At 47.9% G+C, this 16277-nt stretch carries 12 protein-coding genes and 1 riboswitch; of the genes, 8 read left to right on the forward strand and 4 right to left on the reverse strand.

The window, feature by feature from the left end; all coding sequences use genetic code 11:
• The first annotated feature begins 31 nt into the window (after nucleotides 1-31).
• On the forward strand, nucleotides 32-2815 hold the full coding sequence (gene leuS, locus GWC95_RS03100) for a leucine--tRNA ligase (protein WP_161817202.1): 2784 nt from the start codon (nucleotides 32-34) through the stop codon (nucleotides 2813-2815).
• A 77-nt stretch (nucleotides 2816-2892) separates the two neighbouring features.
• Nucleotides 2893-3156 (forward strand): hypothetical protein, encoded by a 264-nt coding sequence (locus GWC95_RS03105; RefSeq protein WP_161817203.1) that lies wholly within the window; start codon nucleotides 2893-2895, stop codon nucleotides 3154-3156.
• A gap of 44 nt (nucleotides 3157-3200) precedes the next feature.
• Here the strand turns inward: GWC95_RS03105 and GWC95_RS03110 are convergent, their stop codons facing one another.
• Nucleotides 3201-4307: a DUF4932 domain-containing protein gene (locus GWC95_RS03110; protein ID WP_161817204.1), complete on the reverse strand. Its 1107-nt coding sequence runs from the start codon at nucleotides 4305-4307 to the stop codon at nucleotides 3201-3203.
• Nucleotides 4308-4496: 189 nt separating this feature from the next.
• Here GWC95_RS03110 and GWC95_RS03115 point away from each other — a divergent pair, with 189 nt between their 5' ends.
• The 6 genes from GWC95_RS03115 to GWC95_RS03140 all read left to right on the forward strand — a co-directional run bounded on the left by GWC95_RS03115 (nucleotide 4497) and on the right by GWC95_RS03140 (nucleotide 14064).
• A complete protein-coding gene (locus tag GWC95_RS03115; RefSeq protein ID WP_161817205.1) occupies nucleotides 4497-5543 on the forward strand; it encodes a sensor histidine kinase in 1047 nt (348 codons plus the stop codon).
• Nucleotides 5543-6244, forward strand: coding sequence for a LytR/AlgR family response regulator transcription factor (locus GWC95_RS03120; RefSeq protein WP_237722045.1), 702 nt, complete (start codon nucleotides 5543-5545; stop codon nucleotides 6242-6244). The genes GWC95_RS03115 and GWC95_RS03120 overlap by 1 nt, the downstream gene beginning before the upstream one ends.
• 93 nt (nucleotides 6245-6337) lie before the next feature.
• The gene (locus tag GWC95_RS03125) at nucleotides 6338-9487 is read left to right on the forward strand and encodes a S41 family peptidase (protein ID WP_161817207.1); all 3150 of its coding nucleotides are present in this window, start codon (nucleotides 6338-6340) and stop codon (nucleotides 9485-9487) included.
• Between the two features lie 100 nt (nucleotides 9488-9587).
• Entirely contained in the window at nucleotides 9588-10217 is a 630-nt protein-coding gene (locus tag GWC95_RS03130) for a peptidoglycan DD-metalloendopeptidase family protein (RefSeq protein WP_161817208.1), read from the forward strand.
• A gap of 184 nt (nucleotides 10218-10401) precedes the next feature.
• Nucleotides 10402-10599, forward strand: a riboswitch (cobalamin riboswitch).
• A gap of 105 nt (nucleotides 10600-10704) precedes the next feature.
• Nucleotides 10705-11676, forward strand: a complete 972-nt coding sequence (locus tag GWC95_RS03135) for a ribonucleoside-diphosphate reductase small subunit (RefSeq protein WP_161817209.1) — start codon at nucleotides 10705-10707, stop codon at nucleotides 11674-11676.
• Between the two features lie 30 nt (nucleotides 11677-11706).
• Nucleotides 11707-14064, forward strand: a complete 2358-nt coding sequence (locus tag GWC95_RS03140) for a ribonucleoside-diphosphate reductase subunit alpha (RefSeq protein WP_161817210.1) — start codon at nucleotides 11707-11709, stop codon at nucleotides 14062-14064.
• A 103-nt stretch (nucleotides 14065-14167) separates the two neighbouring features.
• Here the strand turns inward: GWC95_RS03140 and GWC95_RS03145 are convergent, their stop codons facing one another.
• The 3 genes from GWC95_RS03145 to GWC95_RS03155 form a co-directional block, all read right to left on the reverse strand.
• Entirely contained in the window at nucleotides 14168-14464 is a 297-nt protein-coding gene (locus GWC95_RS03145) for a hypothetical protein (RefSeq protein WP_161817211.1), read from the reverse strand.
• 106 nt (nucleotides 14465-14570) lie between these two features.
• Nucleotides 14571-15308 carry an SDR family oxidoreductase gene (locus tag GWC95_RS03150; protein WP_161817212.1) on the reverse strand — a complete coding sequence of 246 codons (738 nt, stop codon included), beginning with the start codon at nucleotides 15306-15308 and terminating at the stop codon, nucleotides 14571-14573.
• 62 nt (nucleotides 15309-15370) lie between these two features.
• Nucleotides 15371-16261, reverse strand: coding sequence for an NmrA family NAD(P)-binding protein (locus tag GWC95_RS03155; RefSeq protein ID WP_161817213.1), 891 nt, complete (start codon nucleotides 16259-16261; stop codon nucleotides 15371-15373).
• Between the last annotated feature and the right edge of the window lie 16 nt (nucleotides 16262-16277).

Genomic DNA, 16277 nt, shown 5'->3' on the forward strand with positions numbered 1-16277 from the left:
TGGCGGTTAAAGAAACGTTAGAAATTACAGAATGGAATACAACTTCAGGGATATCGAAAAAAAATGGCAGGCCAACTGGAAAGCAACCGGTGCATACAAGGTCAGCAATACCTCAACCAGGCCAAAATGTTATGTGCTGGATATGTTCCCCTATCCAAGCGGAGCGGGCCTGCATGTGGGGCACCCGCTGGGCTACATCGCTTCTGATATTTACAGCCGCTTCAAGCGCCTGAAAGGCTTTAACGTACTGCACCCGATGGGCTACGATGCATTCGGGCTCCCAGCCGAACAATATGCCATCGAACACGGCATCCACCCTGCAGTGAGTACCGCAAAAAACATCGATACGTTCAGGAAACAATTGGATAATATCGGGTTTTGTTACGACTGGGACCGCGAGGTACGCACCAGCGAACCATCCTATTACAAATGGACGCAGTGGATCTTCCTGCAGCTCTTCAACAGTTTTTACAACCGCAATACACAAAAGGCGGAAAGCATTGCATCCCTTGTAAAAGAATTCGAGAAGCATGGCAATGTTGCACATGAGTGCCCCGAAGACAGCCTCGTTTCATTTACCGCATTTGAATGGAACGCATATACGCCGAAAGAACAGCAAGACATCCTCATGCAATACCGCCTGGCCTTCTGCGGCTACGGTGAAGTGAACTGGTGCGAGGCGCTGGGAACGGTATTGGCAAACGATGAAGTGGTGAACGGTGTGAGCGAGCGCGGCGGGCATCCCGTTGTGAAAAAGAAACTGCGCCAATGGTACCTGCGCATCACCGAATATGCAGACCGCCTGCTGAGCGGGCTCGAAACGATCGAGTTCAGCGAAGCGATGAAGGAGATGCAGACAAACTGGATCGGCAAATCATACGGCGCTGAAATTGATTTCGTGGTGAACACAACTGCCGTTACGCCGCACGAGATCCCGCTTACGGTCTATACCACAAGACCCGACACAATTTTCGGGATAGACTTTATGGTGGTAGCACCGGAGCATGAACTGATCGCCAACATTACAACAGCAGAACAGGCGCATGCCGTTGAAGCATACATCGCATACGTTAAGAGCCGCAGCGACCGCGAACGGCAGGCCGAGAAAAAGATCTCGGGTTGTTTCACCGGCGCCTACGCGGTAAACCCCTTCAACGGAAAGAACATCCCGATCTGGATCTCTGAATATGTGCTGGCCGGTTATGGCACCGGCGCCATTATGGGCGTGCCTTGCGGCGATGAGCGTGATCATAAGTTTGCAACGCATTTCAACATACCCATTACAAACATCATTGGCGAACATTACGACGGCAAAGAAGCCAATCCAACCAAAGACGCAAAACTGGAGAACAGCGATTTTCTCAACGGGATGGTGATGCGCGATGCCATGGCAGTCGTGATCAGCAAACTCGAAGAAGAAGGCATCGGCAAAAAGAAAGTGAATTACAAAATGCGCGACGCCGCCTTCAGCCGGCAGCGCTACTGGGGCGAACCTTTCCCGATCCAATGGAAAAATGGCGTTGCCGTTGCACTGGATGAAAATGAACTGCCTTTGCTGCTGCCCGAAGTAGACAGCTACAGCCCGGGCCCCGAGGGCGAGGGCCCGCTCGCAAACATTCCTGAATGGGTGAAGCGTGAACTGGAAACCAATACCATGCCCGGTTACGCCGGCAGCAGCTGGTATTTTTTACGGTACATGGATCCACACAACGACACGGCTTTCTGCGACAGAAAAGCAAGCGATTACTGGAACCAGGTAGACCTGTACATCGGTGGAACAGAACATGCCGTAGGGCATTTGCTGTACAGCCGCATGTGGACCAAGGCCCTGTACGATCTTGGCCATATTGGATTTGATGAACCCTTCAGGAAACTGCTGAACCAGGGAATGATACAGGGAAGCTCAAGATTTGTGTACCGGTTGAAGGGAACAAACAAATTTATTTCGCACGGATTGATCGATGAGAAGGCATATAAGTCAGAAGACATGGATCCCATCCGTGTGGACGTAAATTTTGTGGATGGCGTGGAACTCGATATCAACGCATTCAGGTCATGGCGCAATGGCGAATATGCAGATGCGGACCTGGTTTTGGACAACGACAAATACATCTGCGGGGTAGAGGTTGAAAAAATGTCCAAGTCGAAATTCAACACGGTAAACCCCGATGAACTGGTAAACAAATTCGGCGCAGATACCTTCCGCATGTACGAGATGTTCCTCGGTCCAGTGGACCAAAGCAAACCTTGGGATACCAAGGGTATCGAAGGTGTGCACCGCTTCCTAAAAAAATTATGGCGCCTGTTTTATGATGAGGCAAAGGGCAGGATCTGGAACGAAGAAAAAGCAACGCCGGAAGAATTGAAAGTGCTGCACAGGACCATCCGCAAGATCGAAGAAGACACCGAACGATTCAGCTTCAACACCGCGGTAAGTGCGTTCATGATCTGCATCAACGACCTGTCTGACCTACGATGCAACAAACGGGAAGTGCTGGAAAAGGTACTGGTCATGCTCACCCCTTATGCACCGCACATCAGCGAAGAACTGTGGCAGGCATTGGGCAACAGCGGCTCCATACTTGATGCCGCTTACCCGGCTTTTGAAGAAAAATATGTGATCGAATCATCCAAAGAGTACCCGGTAAGCATCAACGGGAAAGTGCGTACCAACATGAACATAGCGCTGGATGCATCTGCGGAAGAGGTTGAGAAACTGGTACTCGCCAATGAACTCGTTCAAAAATGGGTGGAAGGCAAACCCGTAAAGAAATTCATTTTTGTAAAGGGAAAAATGATCAATGTTGTGGTTTAGAACCAGGGCAGGGTTTGTTTTTTATTAAAAATCCGAACAAAACAGTACTCCGATTGTTGTAAACAAAAAGCATTGCCATGAAAAAAATAATCATTCTCGGCTGTTTCCTTACGGCAACCCTCGTAACAAAGGCAAACACAGACTCTGCGCAGTTAAAAGAGCAGGTGCAGCAGATGGAAAAGCTTGTTAAACAACTTCAGACGGAGATCAAAACACTGAAGACAACAGACAGCACGCTTACAGCGGAACTGAACACGTTAAGACAATCGATTCCTGCAAACAACAGGCAAAAAAAATTGGTGATCGACAGGCGCGGCAGCAAACAGGCTTCTTTCCAATAGAAACAAAACAAAGACGCGGCCATCCCGCGTCTTTGTTTTTCCATTCAGTAATGCGTGAAAGCATTACTCCCTTTCTTCAATAGCTCCAGCAGCGCGGGAAACAGTGAAGCAAAGTCTGCATATTTTTTCTCTTCGATGTATTCCTTCCAGATGAACGGTGCGAGATCGTTCACATAAATAAAATCACTTGCATCTTCACGGCTGATCGTTTTTTCATATGGACGGTAGCCGCGATACTGCCTTTTTAAACAGGCAACAACAGAACGTACAATATTCTCGTTCAAACAATACGCCCAGCTACCGATCGAATTCCGTTTCATTCCCTCATCGTTCCCATTGTAGAGGAAAGCGAGTTGTGCAATCTCGGCGTCGTGTTTTTTCATCAATCCCTCGATCATGATGTGCCCGCCCTCGTGCCAGAGCAGATCGTAGATCGTTTCCGTTCCCATGGTAAATTTGGGTTCGCCATATTTTGTAGCGGTGTCGTTGAAGTAGCCCGTTTCGTAAGCAACAAGGTTGTTGTATTTCGGATTGATCTCTGCAAAACCCGGTATCGCATGCGCCCCCCAATTGTTTAAGGGCTCGATACCGATGTACAGCCTTACGGGCTTTTTGATCTTGTAAAAACCATACAGTTTTTCAAACGAAGCGCTGTCTTTGATCTTTTGCTGAACATCTTTTGCCCACCGCGCGTAATTGGTTTCGTGCGCAGCATAGAATTTCCAGAACTGTGAGTCTTCGTAAAACTGTTTCACCAACCTGAGATACCGGATCACAGAATCCTTTCCATAATTCCTTATCCAGTTCTGTTTGGTCGGTTCGGTAAGCGTGATGCCGGGAAAACCATCAAAGCACCAGCCAAGTTCAACAAAATCTGTGTACAGATTCTTTTTGAAACTTTTCAGGTATTCAACCGCCGGGTGGTTGGCATACGGCTTGAAGTATGCTTTCATCTCTTCTGCATAAACAGAAGGCGTTGGCTGCGGGTATTTGTCTGCGAGGATCTGTACCACCGACATCAGTTCAACACCAGGGTGCACATAAACGGTGAGATCCTCCCCGGCAACGGCACCGTAAGGAAGCGGTTGTTTTTCCTGGGAATGGACGGCAAACACGGCCAGTAAAAAAAACGGGAGCAATATTGATTTCATAAATTTTATTTTGATGCAAGATTTTAAAATCTGCAACCGCATATTCCCGGTTATTGATAAACACCCTTAAGGAATTGACGAAACCCGTTTTTATTTTGTCTGCCCGATAGCCGGTTTCGTCACTCAAAAAAGGGTGTTCATAAATTGATTTGAGGAATCGCTTGCGATCGAAGTACTTTCATACGCGTTATGCAACGGAAAAAGGTCATACTCATCCATATTTTGTTCTGGCTCGTGCTTTTTGTGAAAAGCAGGGTATTGGAAATGACCTCCGATGGCCTGGTGCTTACATTCAGCGGCCTGCTGAGCCTGCACAATGGCCTTGTGATTTCGATAGGCTATATGTCTGTTACCATGTTTGCGTTTTACGGCGCCTATCTTGTTTCAAGAAAAGTGCTTGACGGGCGCAAATTATGGCAGGGTGTTTTATATGTACTGCTTCTTTTTGCCTCGCTTGTTGCATACCGCGCGGTACTGGAGTTCTGGATCTTTAAACCACTCTTCAACTTCGACAACTACGCGCACAATACCGCCCGGCCGTTCTGGCGTTTTTTTATCCCGAATGTGATCCTATATTACTGGGATTCCATTGTATATGGACTGTCGTTCGCGCTTTTTATGCACTGGCAGAAAATGGACAAGGCAAGACGTGAGAAGGAAACACTTGACAAAACGATGCAGTTGCAATTCCTGCAGTCGCAGATCAACCCGCATTTTCTTTTCAATACCATCAATGATATTTATGCGCTCGTGCTGAAAAAATCGGAGCTGGCACCGGAAGCGTTGATGCAGCTTTCGGGTTTGCTGCGTTATGCCTTGTACGGGAACAACCAGCCCGCGGTTCCGCTGCAGAACGAGATCGATCACATCAACGATTACCTGAACCTGCAAAGAACGGGCTATGAAAATAAATTTTATGTAGCGGTAGAAACAACAGGCGATGTTTCCCTCTGGCGGATACCGCCGATGTTGCTGTTGCCTTTTGTGGAAAATGCCTGCAAACATGGCGTTACCGATGATGAGGCAAACCCGGTTCGTGTTGCATTGCATGTAAACGGGCGAAGTTTCTCCTTGTTTGTGACCAACCGTATCAGGACCGCGCAGAAAGACGCGGTGGGTGGCATCGGGATAGAGAACATCCGCAAACGGCTTATGCTGGTATATCCGTCCAGACATTCATTGCAGATCAGGCAGGACGGTGATACCTTTGTTGTTCAACTGCAAATTGAAAACTAATGTTATCCGTGATCATTGTAGACGACAAGCCCCTCGCCATCGAAATACTCGAGGGCTACCTGCAGAAGATCCCTTTTGCAGGTTGCAGTGCAAGTTTTACCAATGCCCTCGAAGCGCTTGATTATATCGAGCTGCATGCGCCCGATCTGGTTTTGCTGGACATACAGATGCCCGAAATAACAGGCGTGCAGCTGAGAAAAATGGCCGGCGCAAAAAGCCGCTACATCCTGGTGACCGCCTACCCTGGCTATGCCATCGAGGGCTTTGAACACAACGCGGTTGATTATTTATTGAAACCCGTATCCTTTGACCGTTTTTACCAGGCTATGCAGAAAGCAAAGGCAGTGATGGATAAAAATGAAAGTTCGCCCATAGCCAATGTTCCAAAAACAAAAGATTTTGTTTTCATCCGAACGGAAAGAAAGATAAGGAAGATCGATTTCAAAGACATCCTTTTTATCGAGGCGCGCCAGAACTACGTGGAGATCCATCTTGGCAACGAAAAGATCATGGCGCTGCAAACCATGAAGCAAACAGAAGACATGCTGCCGGCCGACCTGTTTTGCCGCATACACAAATCGTTCATCGTTTACATTCCTGCAATCCGATCCGTAGAACAGCACCAGGTTTTGGTCGGGAAAGAAGCGGTTCCTGTAGGGGAGGCGTACAGGCCGGCATTTTACAAAAAGCTCGGTGTCTGACCCATTGTAAAATCCTGTGCTACCGCACATCTAGTTTCTCTCAAAAGAGTTCTGTAAAATCTTATATTGTATCTGCAACCAAATCATACTGCAATGAAAACTCTTTTTCTTTTTGCGGCCGCATGCCTGACTGCGGTTTGTGGCATGTCGCAATCTTCAGACGCCTATTTTTTATCTGCGCCCTGCTTGTCGCCCGATGGGCAAACCGTTGTGTTCAGTTACGAGGGCGATCTGTGGAAAGCTGCCGTTAACACCGGGCAGGCCGTTCGCTTAACCGCTATGCAGGGTTACGAGAGCAATGCGCGGATCTCGCCGGATGGCAAATGGATCGCGTTCACAGGCCGGCAAATGGGAAACGCCGATGTATACGTGATGCCACTTGCAGGTGGCGAAGTAAAACAGCTCACTTTCCACAGTGCGGCAGACGATGTGAACAGCTGGAGTTGGGATAATAAAAAAATATATTTCACATCAGGACGTACGGGGCAGCTTTCCGGCTACACCGTGAGCATCAATGGCGGCACGCCGCAGCGTTTGTTTGGCGATCATTATTTTTTGTTTGATCATGGCTTGTTCGAACACCCGTCAACCGGCGAAATATTTTTCAACGATACCTGGGAAAGCAGCAACCAGCTTTCGCGCAAACGTTACAAAGGGCCGTTTAACCCCGACCTTCAATCGTACAACCTTAAAACAAAAGAGTACAAAAAATATACAAACTGGGAAGGGAAGGATTTTGGAACAACCATCGATAAAAACGGCAACATCTATTTTGTTTCAGATGAGGCCAATGGCGAATACAACCTGTATGCGCTTGATAAAGGAAAGAAGGTAGGGTTAACCAAATTCCCGACTTCCATCAAAACCCCCATGGTAAATGCCAATGGCGGCAAGATCGTTTTTGAAAAGGATTACCAGTTGTGGATGTATGATGTTGCAAAAAAAGAATCGGAAAAGCTGGACATCAAACTGTTCCGCAACAATATTCTGCCTGCGGAAAAAGACTACGAAGTGACCCGCAACATCACCAATTTTGATCTGTCGCCCGATGGCAAAAAGCTCGCGTTCACCTCGCGCGGCGAATTGTTTGTGAGCGATGTGGACGGAAAATTCGTACAACGCATCAACCGTAAAAACACGGAGCGCGCAAGGGAAGTGAAGTGGATGAGCGATAACAAAACGCTCTTGTTCAACCAGACCGCCGGTGGTTACCTTAACCTCTATACCGTAGCGGCAGATGGTTCTTCTGGCGTAAAACAGGTTACCAACGATCAGAAAGACAACCGGTCCATCGCTTTCAACAAAACAAAAACAAAAGCGGTTTACCTCAGCGGGCGCGACGAAGTAAAAATGCTCGACCTGAAAACGATGGAGAACAAAACGATGGTGAAAGACGAGATCTGGGCGTTCCAGAATTCCGACCCGGGCTTTTCACCCAACGATGAGTACATATTCTTTACCGCGATCCGCAATTTTGAACAGGATATTTTTGTTCACAACATCAAAGAGAACAAAACCATCAATCTTACCAATACCGGTGTAACGGAGGCATCGCCGATCTGGTCGCCGGATGGCAAATACATTTATTTCAATTCTGCACGCACCAAACCATCGTATCCGTTTGGCCCGCAGAACCCAAGGATCTATCGCATGGCGCTTGAAAAAATAGACGAGCCTTACCGCAGCGATAAATACAACGACCTGTTTAAACCCCTTGATAAAAAAGAGAAAGCAGACAGCGCAAAAAAAGACACTACCAAAAAAGAACCCGTTGTTACCAACGCGATCGCGATAGATGTTGAGAACATAATGGAAAGGCTCGAGCAGGTTGGCCCCAATTTCGGTTCGCAGTTCCTGGGCGCGGTGATACAGAAAGGCGATAAAACTTCCGTACTCTACATCAGCGATCATGCCGAGGGCAGGGGTGCAATGTGGAAGACAACGATAGAGCCTTTTGAAAATAACAAGACAGAAAAGATTACCGGAGCGGATGCATTCGGTTTCGATCTTGCTGAATCTACCGATAAAACAATGGCGCTGATCGGTGGGAACATTTACAAACTCAACCTGGATGGAAACAGGCTTGACCCGGTTGCCATCAGCTATACGTTCCGAAAAAATCTCTCCGCAGAATTTGCACAGATCTTTGAAGAAGCATGGGCGCAGGTGGAAGAGAATTATTACGATGAGAAGTTCCATGGACTGGATTGGCAGGCGACAAAGAAAAAGTACGAGGCATTCATTCCGCATATCAACAACCGGTCCGATCTGCGCACGCTGCTGAGCGATATGCTGGGCGAACTCAATTCATCGCACCAGGGCTTTACTTCAAATGGCGATGAAGAAAACCTGAACTTGTCGAACAGGACCATGGAAACAGGTATCCTCTTTGAGAACAACGATCCATACAAAGTAAGATCGGTGGTCAAAAAAAGCAACGCAGATAAGAAAGCGATCGATGTAAGACCCGGTGATGTGTTGACGAAAGTAAACGATGAGCCGGTTGACCAACGCATTGACCGCAATTACTATTTCAGCAGGCCCTCCCTCGACAGGGAGATCAAACTGAGCTTCAGCCGCGGCGCGCAATCGATAGACGTTAAAATTCATCCGCAGCCAACGCTGGCCAATGTGTTGTACGATGACTGGATCGACAACAACCAGAAGATCGTTGATGAGAAGAGCCGGAACCGTATTGCCTACCATTGCATGAAGAACATGGGCACCGGCGAGCTGGAGAAATTCCTGATCGATATGACACAGGATTTTTACAGGAAAGATGCATTGATACTGGATTTGCGCTACAATACAGGTGGAAATGTGCACGATGAAGTGTTGAAGTTTTTGAGCCAGCGTGCCTACCTCCAATGGAAATACCGCGAAGGAAAATTAACGCCGCAGGCAAATTTTGCGCCTTCAGACAAACCGATCATCCTGCTTACCAACGAGCAATCGCTGAGCGATGCGGAGATGACAGCGCAGGGGTTCAAAGCGCTCAAACTTGGAAAGATCGTAGGAACGGGAACGTATCGCTGGATCATCTTTACAAGCGGCGTTGGCCTGGTAGACGGATCGTTCGTACGTTTGCCGAGCTGGGGTTGTTATACGCTGGATGGCAAGGACATTGAGAAAACAGGCGTAGATCCCGATATACTGGTGAACATGAATTTTGAAGACCGCATCAATCACCGCGACCCGCAGCTGGAAAGGGCGATAGCGGAGATCATGAAACAATTGAAATAGCATCCGGATCACGGTTCTTACAGGTGCTCAATGGGAAATTCCCATGTGTGCAGGCTGTAAGGGCCGTGATTTTTTTCAACCACCCACTTAATTCCGATCCATGCAACGGGTTGTGCCATTCGATCCTTCTTCAGACAAATTGATCCGGCTCGATTTTACATCGAAGAACACTGAATTGACAGATGAGATCGTGAACGATACAACATTGTTCTCTGCTTACATCGATCATAAAATACAATCGCATACTTACGGCATTGGCGGATACGACGAACACCGCACAGTGTACAGCCGCAGTAAAGTTTTTGATACCGGGGAAGAACCGCGCCGTTTGCACCTGGGCGTGGATATCTGGGGCAAGGCCGGAACGCCGGTGTATGCGCCGCTTGAAGCAACGGTGCATAGTTTTGCGTTCAATGATCAATATGGCGACTATGGCGCAACCATTATTTTGTCGCACGGAACATTTTATACCCTATACGGTCATCTTTCCTTAAAGGACCTCGATGGTTTGTATGAAGGAAAACCAATCAAAACCGGTGAACGGATCGCGCATTTTGGAGAACCGGCTGAGAACGGGCACTGGCCACCGCATTTGCATTTCCAGTTGATCAATGAGATGGGGAACCATAGGGGCGATTATCCCGGTGTTTGTAAATTCAGTGAGCGGGAAAAATATCTGCAAAATTGCCCGGATCCCGATTCCATATTGCAGATGATCCAATATGTATAATACTTTATGAGACTACAAACGTTCATATACGTTTAAAATACGGCCGCTCAGCGGCTAGCCCCCAGATCATGTTCCCAAAATGGGTAATTCCCCGGAAATTCAATAAAATCAAGGGTTCAGCAACTTTTGAACATCCTGTGAAAAACATTATCCTCCCCATCCGGGCAACCACTGTAACATTGTGTTGTTAATCTTTGGTTTTGGTTTCAATACCAGGTGAAGCCGAATTAAAAGGGAATCGTGTTAAAATCACGAGCTATCCCCGTAGCTGTAAATCCTAAAACGTTTTTTGCATCATTCTTGCCACTGTTCCGTGTACGGGATGGGAAGGCCGCAAAAGATAAGGACAAGCCAGAAGACCTGCCAGCTTAACACAAACACCAGCTTTCGGAGGAAAAGCAGCGTGAAATGGAAAGGGATACCTGTCTCTGCCACTTCCGCATCTTCGTCTCCGCAGCAGAAAGTTTTGATCTTTAAAAACGATTATATGCAGAACGAACCGATACTCCAGGATAACAAAGACCGCTTTGTGTTGTTCCCGATCAAGCACCAGGACATATGGCACATGTACAAACAGGCAGAAGCAAGTTTCTGGACAGCAGAAGAACTTGATCTTACTACAGATGTACAGGACTGGGCCAACAAACTGAATGAGGATGAGAAATATTTTATCAAACACGTGCTTGCTTTTTTTGCAGCGAGTGATGGTATTGTGAACGAAAACCTTGCCGTTAATTTTCTGCAGGAGGTTCAATACCCTGAGGCGCGTTGTATGTATGGATTCCAGGTGATGATTGAGAACATACACAGCGAAGTGTATTCGTTGCTGATCGATACTTATATCAAAGAACCGGTAGAGAAAGACAGGCTGCTGCGCGCGATAGATACCATCGATTGCGTGCAGAAGAAAGCGGGATGGGCGCTGCGCTGGATAGAAAAAGGAAATTTCGCCGAGCGGCTCATTGCTTTCGCAGCCGTAGAAGGCATTTTCTTCAGCGGCAGCTTCTGCTCTATTTTCTGGCTGAAAAAAAGAGGATTGATGCCCGGCCTCAGTTTCGCGAACGAACTGATCAGCCGTGACGAAGGATTGCATTGCGATTTTGCATGTTTGCTGTACACCAAACACGTCGTTAACCAATTGTCACAGGAAACCGTTGTTACCATCATACGCGATGCGGTGGAAATTGAGAAAGAGTTTGTGAGCAGTGCATTGCCTGTAGGACTGATCGGTATGAACGCCGCACTGATGTGCCAGTACATCGAATTTGTTGCAGACCGTTTGCTGGTGGCGCTCGGATGCAGCAAAATATACAACGTGGCCAACCCCTTTGATTTCATGGAGATGATCTCACTGCAGGGCAAAACAAATTTCTTTGAAAAGAGAGTGGGTGAATACCAGAAAGCAGGCGTGATGAGTGATGCGGGATCGAAGACATTTTCGATAGATGAAGACTTTTAATTCAATTAACCTTATAATAGATACAACACCATGTTTGTAGTAAAACGGAACGGAAAGAAAGAAGCAGTGCATTTCGACAAGATCACTTCGCGCGTGATGAAGCTGAGCTATGGATTGCATTTGAAACAGGATGACATCATCGAGATCGCGAAGAAAGTGATCATCGGGATCTACAACAATGTAACCACTACGGAACTGGATAACCTTGCAGCAGAAACAGCCGCATCGTTTACCACGAAGCATCCTGATTTTGCGGTACTCGCGGCGCGCATTGCCGTGAGCAACCTGCACAAGAACACGGTAAAATCATTTTCCCAAACGGCAAAGTTGCTGTACAACTACATCGACGATAAAACCAATGAACCTGCGCCATTGATAGCGGATGATATTTACGAGATCATACAGGAACATGCAGACAGGCTGGATGCATCGATCATTTATGAAAGGGATTATCATTTTGATTTCTTCGGTTTTAAAACACTCGAAAAATCATACCTGCTCAAAGTGAACGGAAAGATCACCGAGCGCCCGCAGCACATGTTCATGCGGGTTGCGCTGGGTATTCACAAAGCGGATATAGAGGCTGCTATTGAAACGTATAACCTGATGAGCGAAAAATGGTTCATCCATGCAACACCAACACTGTTCAATGCGGGCACGCCCAAACCGCAGATGAGCAGTTGCTTTTTGCTGAGTATGAAAGACGACAGCATCCCGGGTATTTACGAAACGTTGAAGGATTGTGCGCAGATCTCCCAATCGGCCGGCGGCATCGGCCTCAACATCCACAACATCCGCGCAACGGGCAGTTACATCAAAGGAACCAACGGAACATCCAACGGCATCATCCCGATGCTTCGGGTGTTCAACGATACTGCGCGTTATGTTGACCAGGGAGGCGGTAAACGCAAAGGCGCGTTTTCCATTTACCTCGAGCCATGGCATGCCGATGTGTTTGAGTTCCTCGAACTGAGAAAGAACCAGGGAAAAGAAGAAATGCGCGCGCGCGATCTTTTCCTTGCCTTGTGGATCCCCGACCTGTTCATGAAACGCGTGGAAGCAGATGGGCAATGGAGTTTGTTTTGTCCCAACGAAGCAAAGAACCTCCACACCACGCATGGCGAGGCATTCGAAAAGTTGTACCATCAATACGAACAGGAAGGAAAGGCCCGCAAGACTTTTCCTGCGCGCGAGTTGTGGAACGCGATCCTGGAGGCACAGATCGAAACAGGAACACCTTATATTTTATACAAAGACGCGGCCAACGAAAAAAGCAACCAGAAGAACCTGGGAACGATCCGTTGCAGTAACCTGTGTACAGAGATCATCGAATACAGCGATGAGAACGAAACTGCGGTTTGTAACCTCGCATCGCTTTCATTACCGCGTTTTGTTGAGGGCAAGAATTTTAATTTCGACAAGCTGGTTGAAGTAACGCAGATCGTTACGCGCAACCTCAACAAAGTGATCGATAACAATTTTTACCCGATCGAAGAAACCAAAAGAAGCAACCTGCGCCACCGGCCCATCGGGTTGGGCGTACAGGGCCTCGCAGATGTATTCATGTTGCTCGGCCTGCCGTTTGAAAGCGATATGGCAAAAATGCTCAACAGGAATATTTTTGAAGCGATTTATTTTGGCGCCATGACCGCATCAAAAGACATTGCGAAAGAAGTTGGCCATTACGAAACATTCCCAGGGTCGCCATTGTCGAAAGGCATTTTCCAGTTCGATATGTGGAACACCAAACCGAGCGACCGCTTCGATTGGGAAGAACTGCGCAAAGAAGTGATGCAATATGGCGTACGCAATTCGCTGTTGCTTGCACCGATGCCAACCGCATCCACTTCACAGATCCTAGGCAACAACGAGTGCTTTGAACCGTATACATCCAACATCTACAACAGGCGCGTATTGAGCGGCGAATTTGTGGTGGTGAACAAACACCTGCTGAAAGACCTGGTCACACTTGGTTTGTGGAACGACAACATGAAGCAGCGGATCATCGCCGCAAACGGATCTGTGCAAAATATCGAAGAGATCCCTGCGGAAATGAAGGAGATCTATAAAACGGTTTGGGAGATCAAACAAAGGAACATCATCGACATGGCTGCAGACAGGGGCGCTTTTGTTTGCCAGTCGCAATCGCTTAACCTTTTTGTTGAACAGCCGAATTTTGCGAAGTTGTCGTCCATGCATTTTTATACCTGGAAGAAAGGTCTGAAAACGGGCATGTACTATCTCCGTACCAAGGCCGCTGCAGATGCGATCAAATTCACGATCGATGCATCGGTACTGGACCAGGCCAGGATACAGCAGGAAGAATCTGCGGCGCAGATCTCGTGTTCGCTGGATAACCCGGAAGGGTGTGAGATGTGTGGATCTTAGTTTTTCCAGGTCAACATTGCATTGAATAAAAAATGCCGGGATACAGTTTGTACCCGGCATTTTTTATCCGCCAACGGCGGATTGTAATGCATTCGCGAAGCGGTCAATGTTTTATTTTTTCAAGCAACGATCCTGCGATGGCCCGCCACTCGTCTTTCAACGGTGCAGGTGAAATCTCTTTTCCGGCCCGCCGGTACCAGTAGGCTGCATTACCCAAGTCGCCTTCCTTGCGGTGCAGGTATGCGTGTACCCAGGCAGCATCTTTGTCTTCGAGATCGTTGACAAGCCCGTGCGCAGATTCCCAATCGTTTCTTGCATCGTACCACAACGCAAGCAATTGAACAGGCAGGTTGGGAGCGGTTTCTTCGGAAACACTTTTTACAAATTCATCCAGGTTCATACAACAAAATAAAAAAACAAAACCTCATTTCCATCCTTGTCCTGTTTTATTTGATGGTAAAAAAGGAAGGAGGAAAGAGGTTTGTGGATTATTCATCAATCAAAAACTACCAGGGTAATTCTTCACCGAGGTGCATGTATTTCCCCGTTGGACCGTTTTCGTCCAGTAAGGAGAGCGCCACCGAAGTTTTTGCGCCGTCGGTGATTTCCATAGGGGCGGCATCGGTTCCCATGTCTGTTTTAACCCAGCCGGGATGCACGGAATTTACTTTCACGCTGGTTCCCGCGAGCGCGGCCGCGAGGTGTATGGTGTATGAGTTCAATGCTGTTTTTGAAGTGTTGTAGGCAAACAGCTTGGATTCATAAATAGGAGAGCTTGCATCGCTGTGAAGATTCAGCGAACCGAGGATGCTGCTCAGGTTCACGATGCGGCCCGCATTGCTTTTACGGATAAGGGGAAGCAAGGTGTTCGTGAGTTTTACCACGTTGAAAAAGTTGGTGTCAAGTGTATCGTGCAGTTCTTTGTCTGAGATGGTGGTGGTATTGTTGGTACCAAACCCGCCGCTCTCGATCATGATGCCTGCGTTGTTCACAAGAATATCGAGTTTGCCGTATTTGTTGTTGATGTAATCGTATGCGCCTTTGATATCGGCATTGTTGTCTACATCCAGCTGCAAAAATTCGGCAGTAATGCCTTCATCCTGTAATTGCTTAACGGCTGCTTCTCCTTTTTCTTTGCTGCGCGCACCTGCAATAATGGTTACGCCTTCTTTGCCCAATTGACGGGCGGTTTCAAAACCTATGCCTTTGTTGGCACCGGTGATCAATGCAATTTTGTTCGACATGTTATTGTTTTTATGAGTGATTGTTATGGGGCAAGAAATTCCGCCCTGTTTTGTATTTGGTATTATGAATGGTAAACCTTCGCAAATGTTTGCGCAAAATCTTCGAGTTTAACCTTCCCCAGTGCTGCAGGGCGGTTGGCGAAGTAATCTTCCGTCATGGAGCCATTGTGCAGCGACTGGTTCATCTCTGCATAGTTTTTTGCGACCTCTTCCGGGAGCCCGGCCTGGATCATTCCGCCGAGCGCCTGTTCGTTGGTAAAGAGTGTCCATTGCAGTTCGGGTTTACCGATGGCCTTGCCAAGTTCGGATGCGATGCGGTCGGTCGACACTTCATCGCTCGCGAGATAACGTACCGAACGGCCGGTAAAATCAAGCGCGAGCAAGGCTTCAGCGGCCACTTCAGCGATATCGGCAGGCGAAACGATCGGGAATTTTGATTCACCTATCGCAAAGCTCGATCCTATGATGCCCATGTTTTTGATCATGCCAACATTGGCCAACAGGTTGTTGAAGAAATAAGGCGGACGAAGGTGCAGGATGTTTACGTTGTCAAGCGCGTTGAGGTGTTGCTCCACGGCATACAGACCGCTTACCGGGCCAACGCCATCGGGAAGGTGAGCCCCTACGCTGCTCAGGTTAACAACATACCTGGCGCCGGAGGTCCTGATTGCATCAGCATAATTCTTGCCAACGGCGGCGATCTCTGCTTTCCAGTTGGTGGGGTTGTGCATGGGAGGCACCATCGTGTAAACCGCATCTGCTCCCGCAAAAGCCGTGGCGAGAAAACCTGCATCGGTTACCGAGCCGATGGCGGCGGTAACGCCGGCATTGGTGAGCGTTGTGAGATGAGCAGCATTGCGGCCGATAACAGTTACCTGGTGGCCGGCTCTCAACAGGGCCAGGGAAAGCGGAAGCGAGATGTTTCCTGCACCGCCTGTAATTACATACTTCATGAGATGGTTTTTAGAT

This window comes from Sediminibacterium roseum, assembly GCF_009939005.1.
GTDB classification, from domain to species: domain Bacteria; phylum Bacteroidota; class Bacteroidia; order Chitinophagales; family Chitinophagaceae; genus Sediminibacterium; species Sediminibacterium roseum.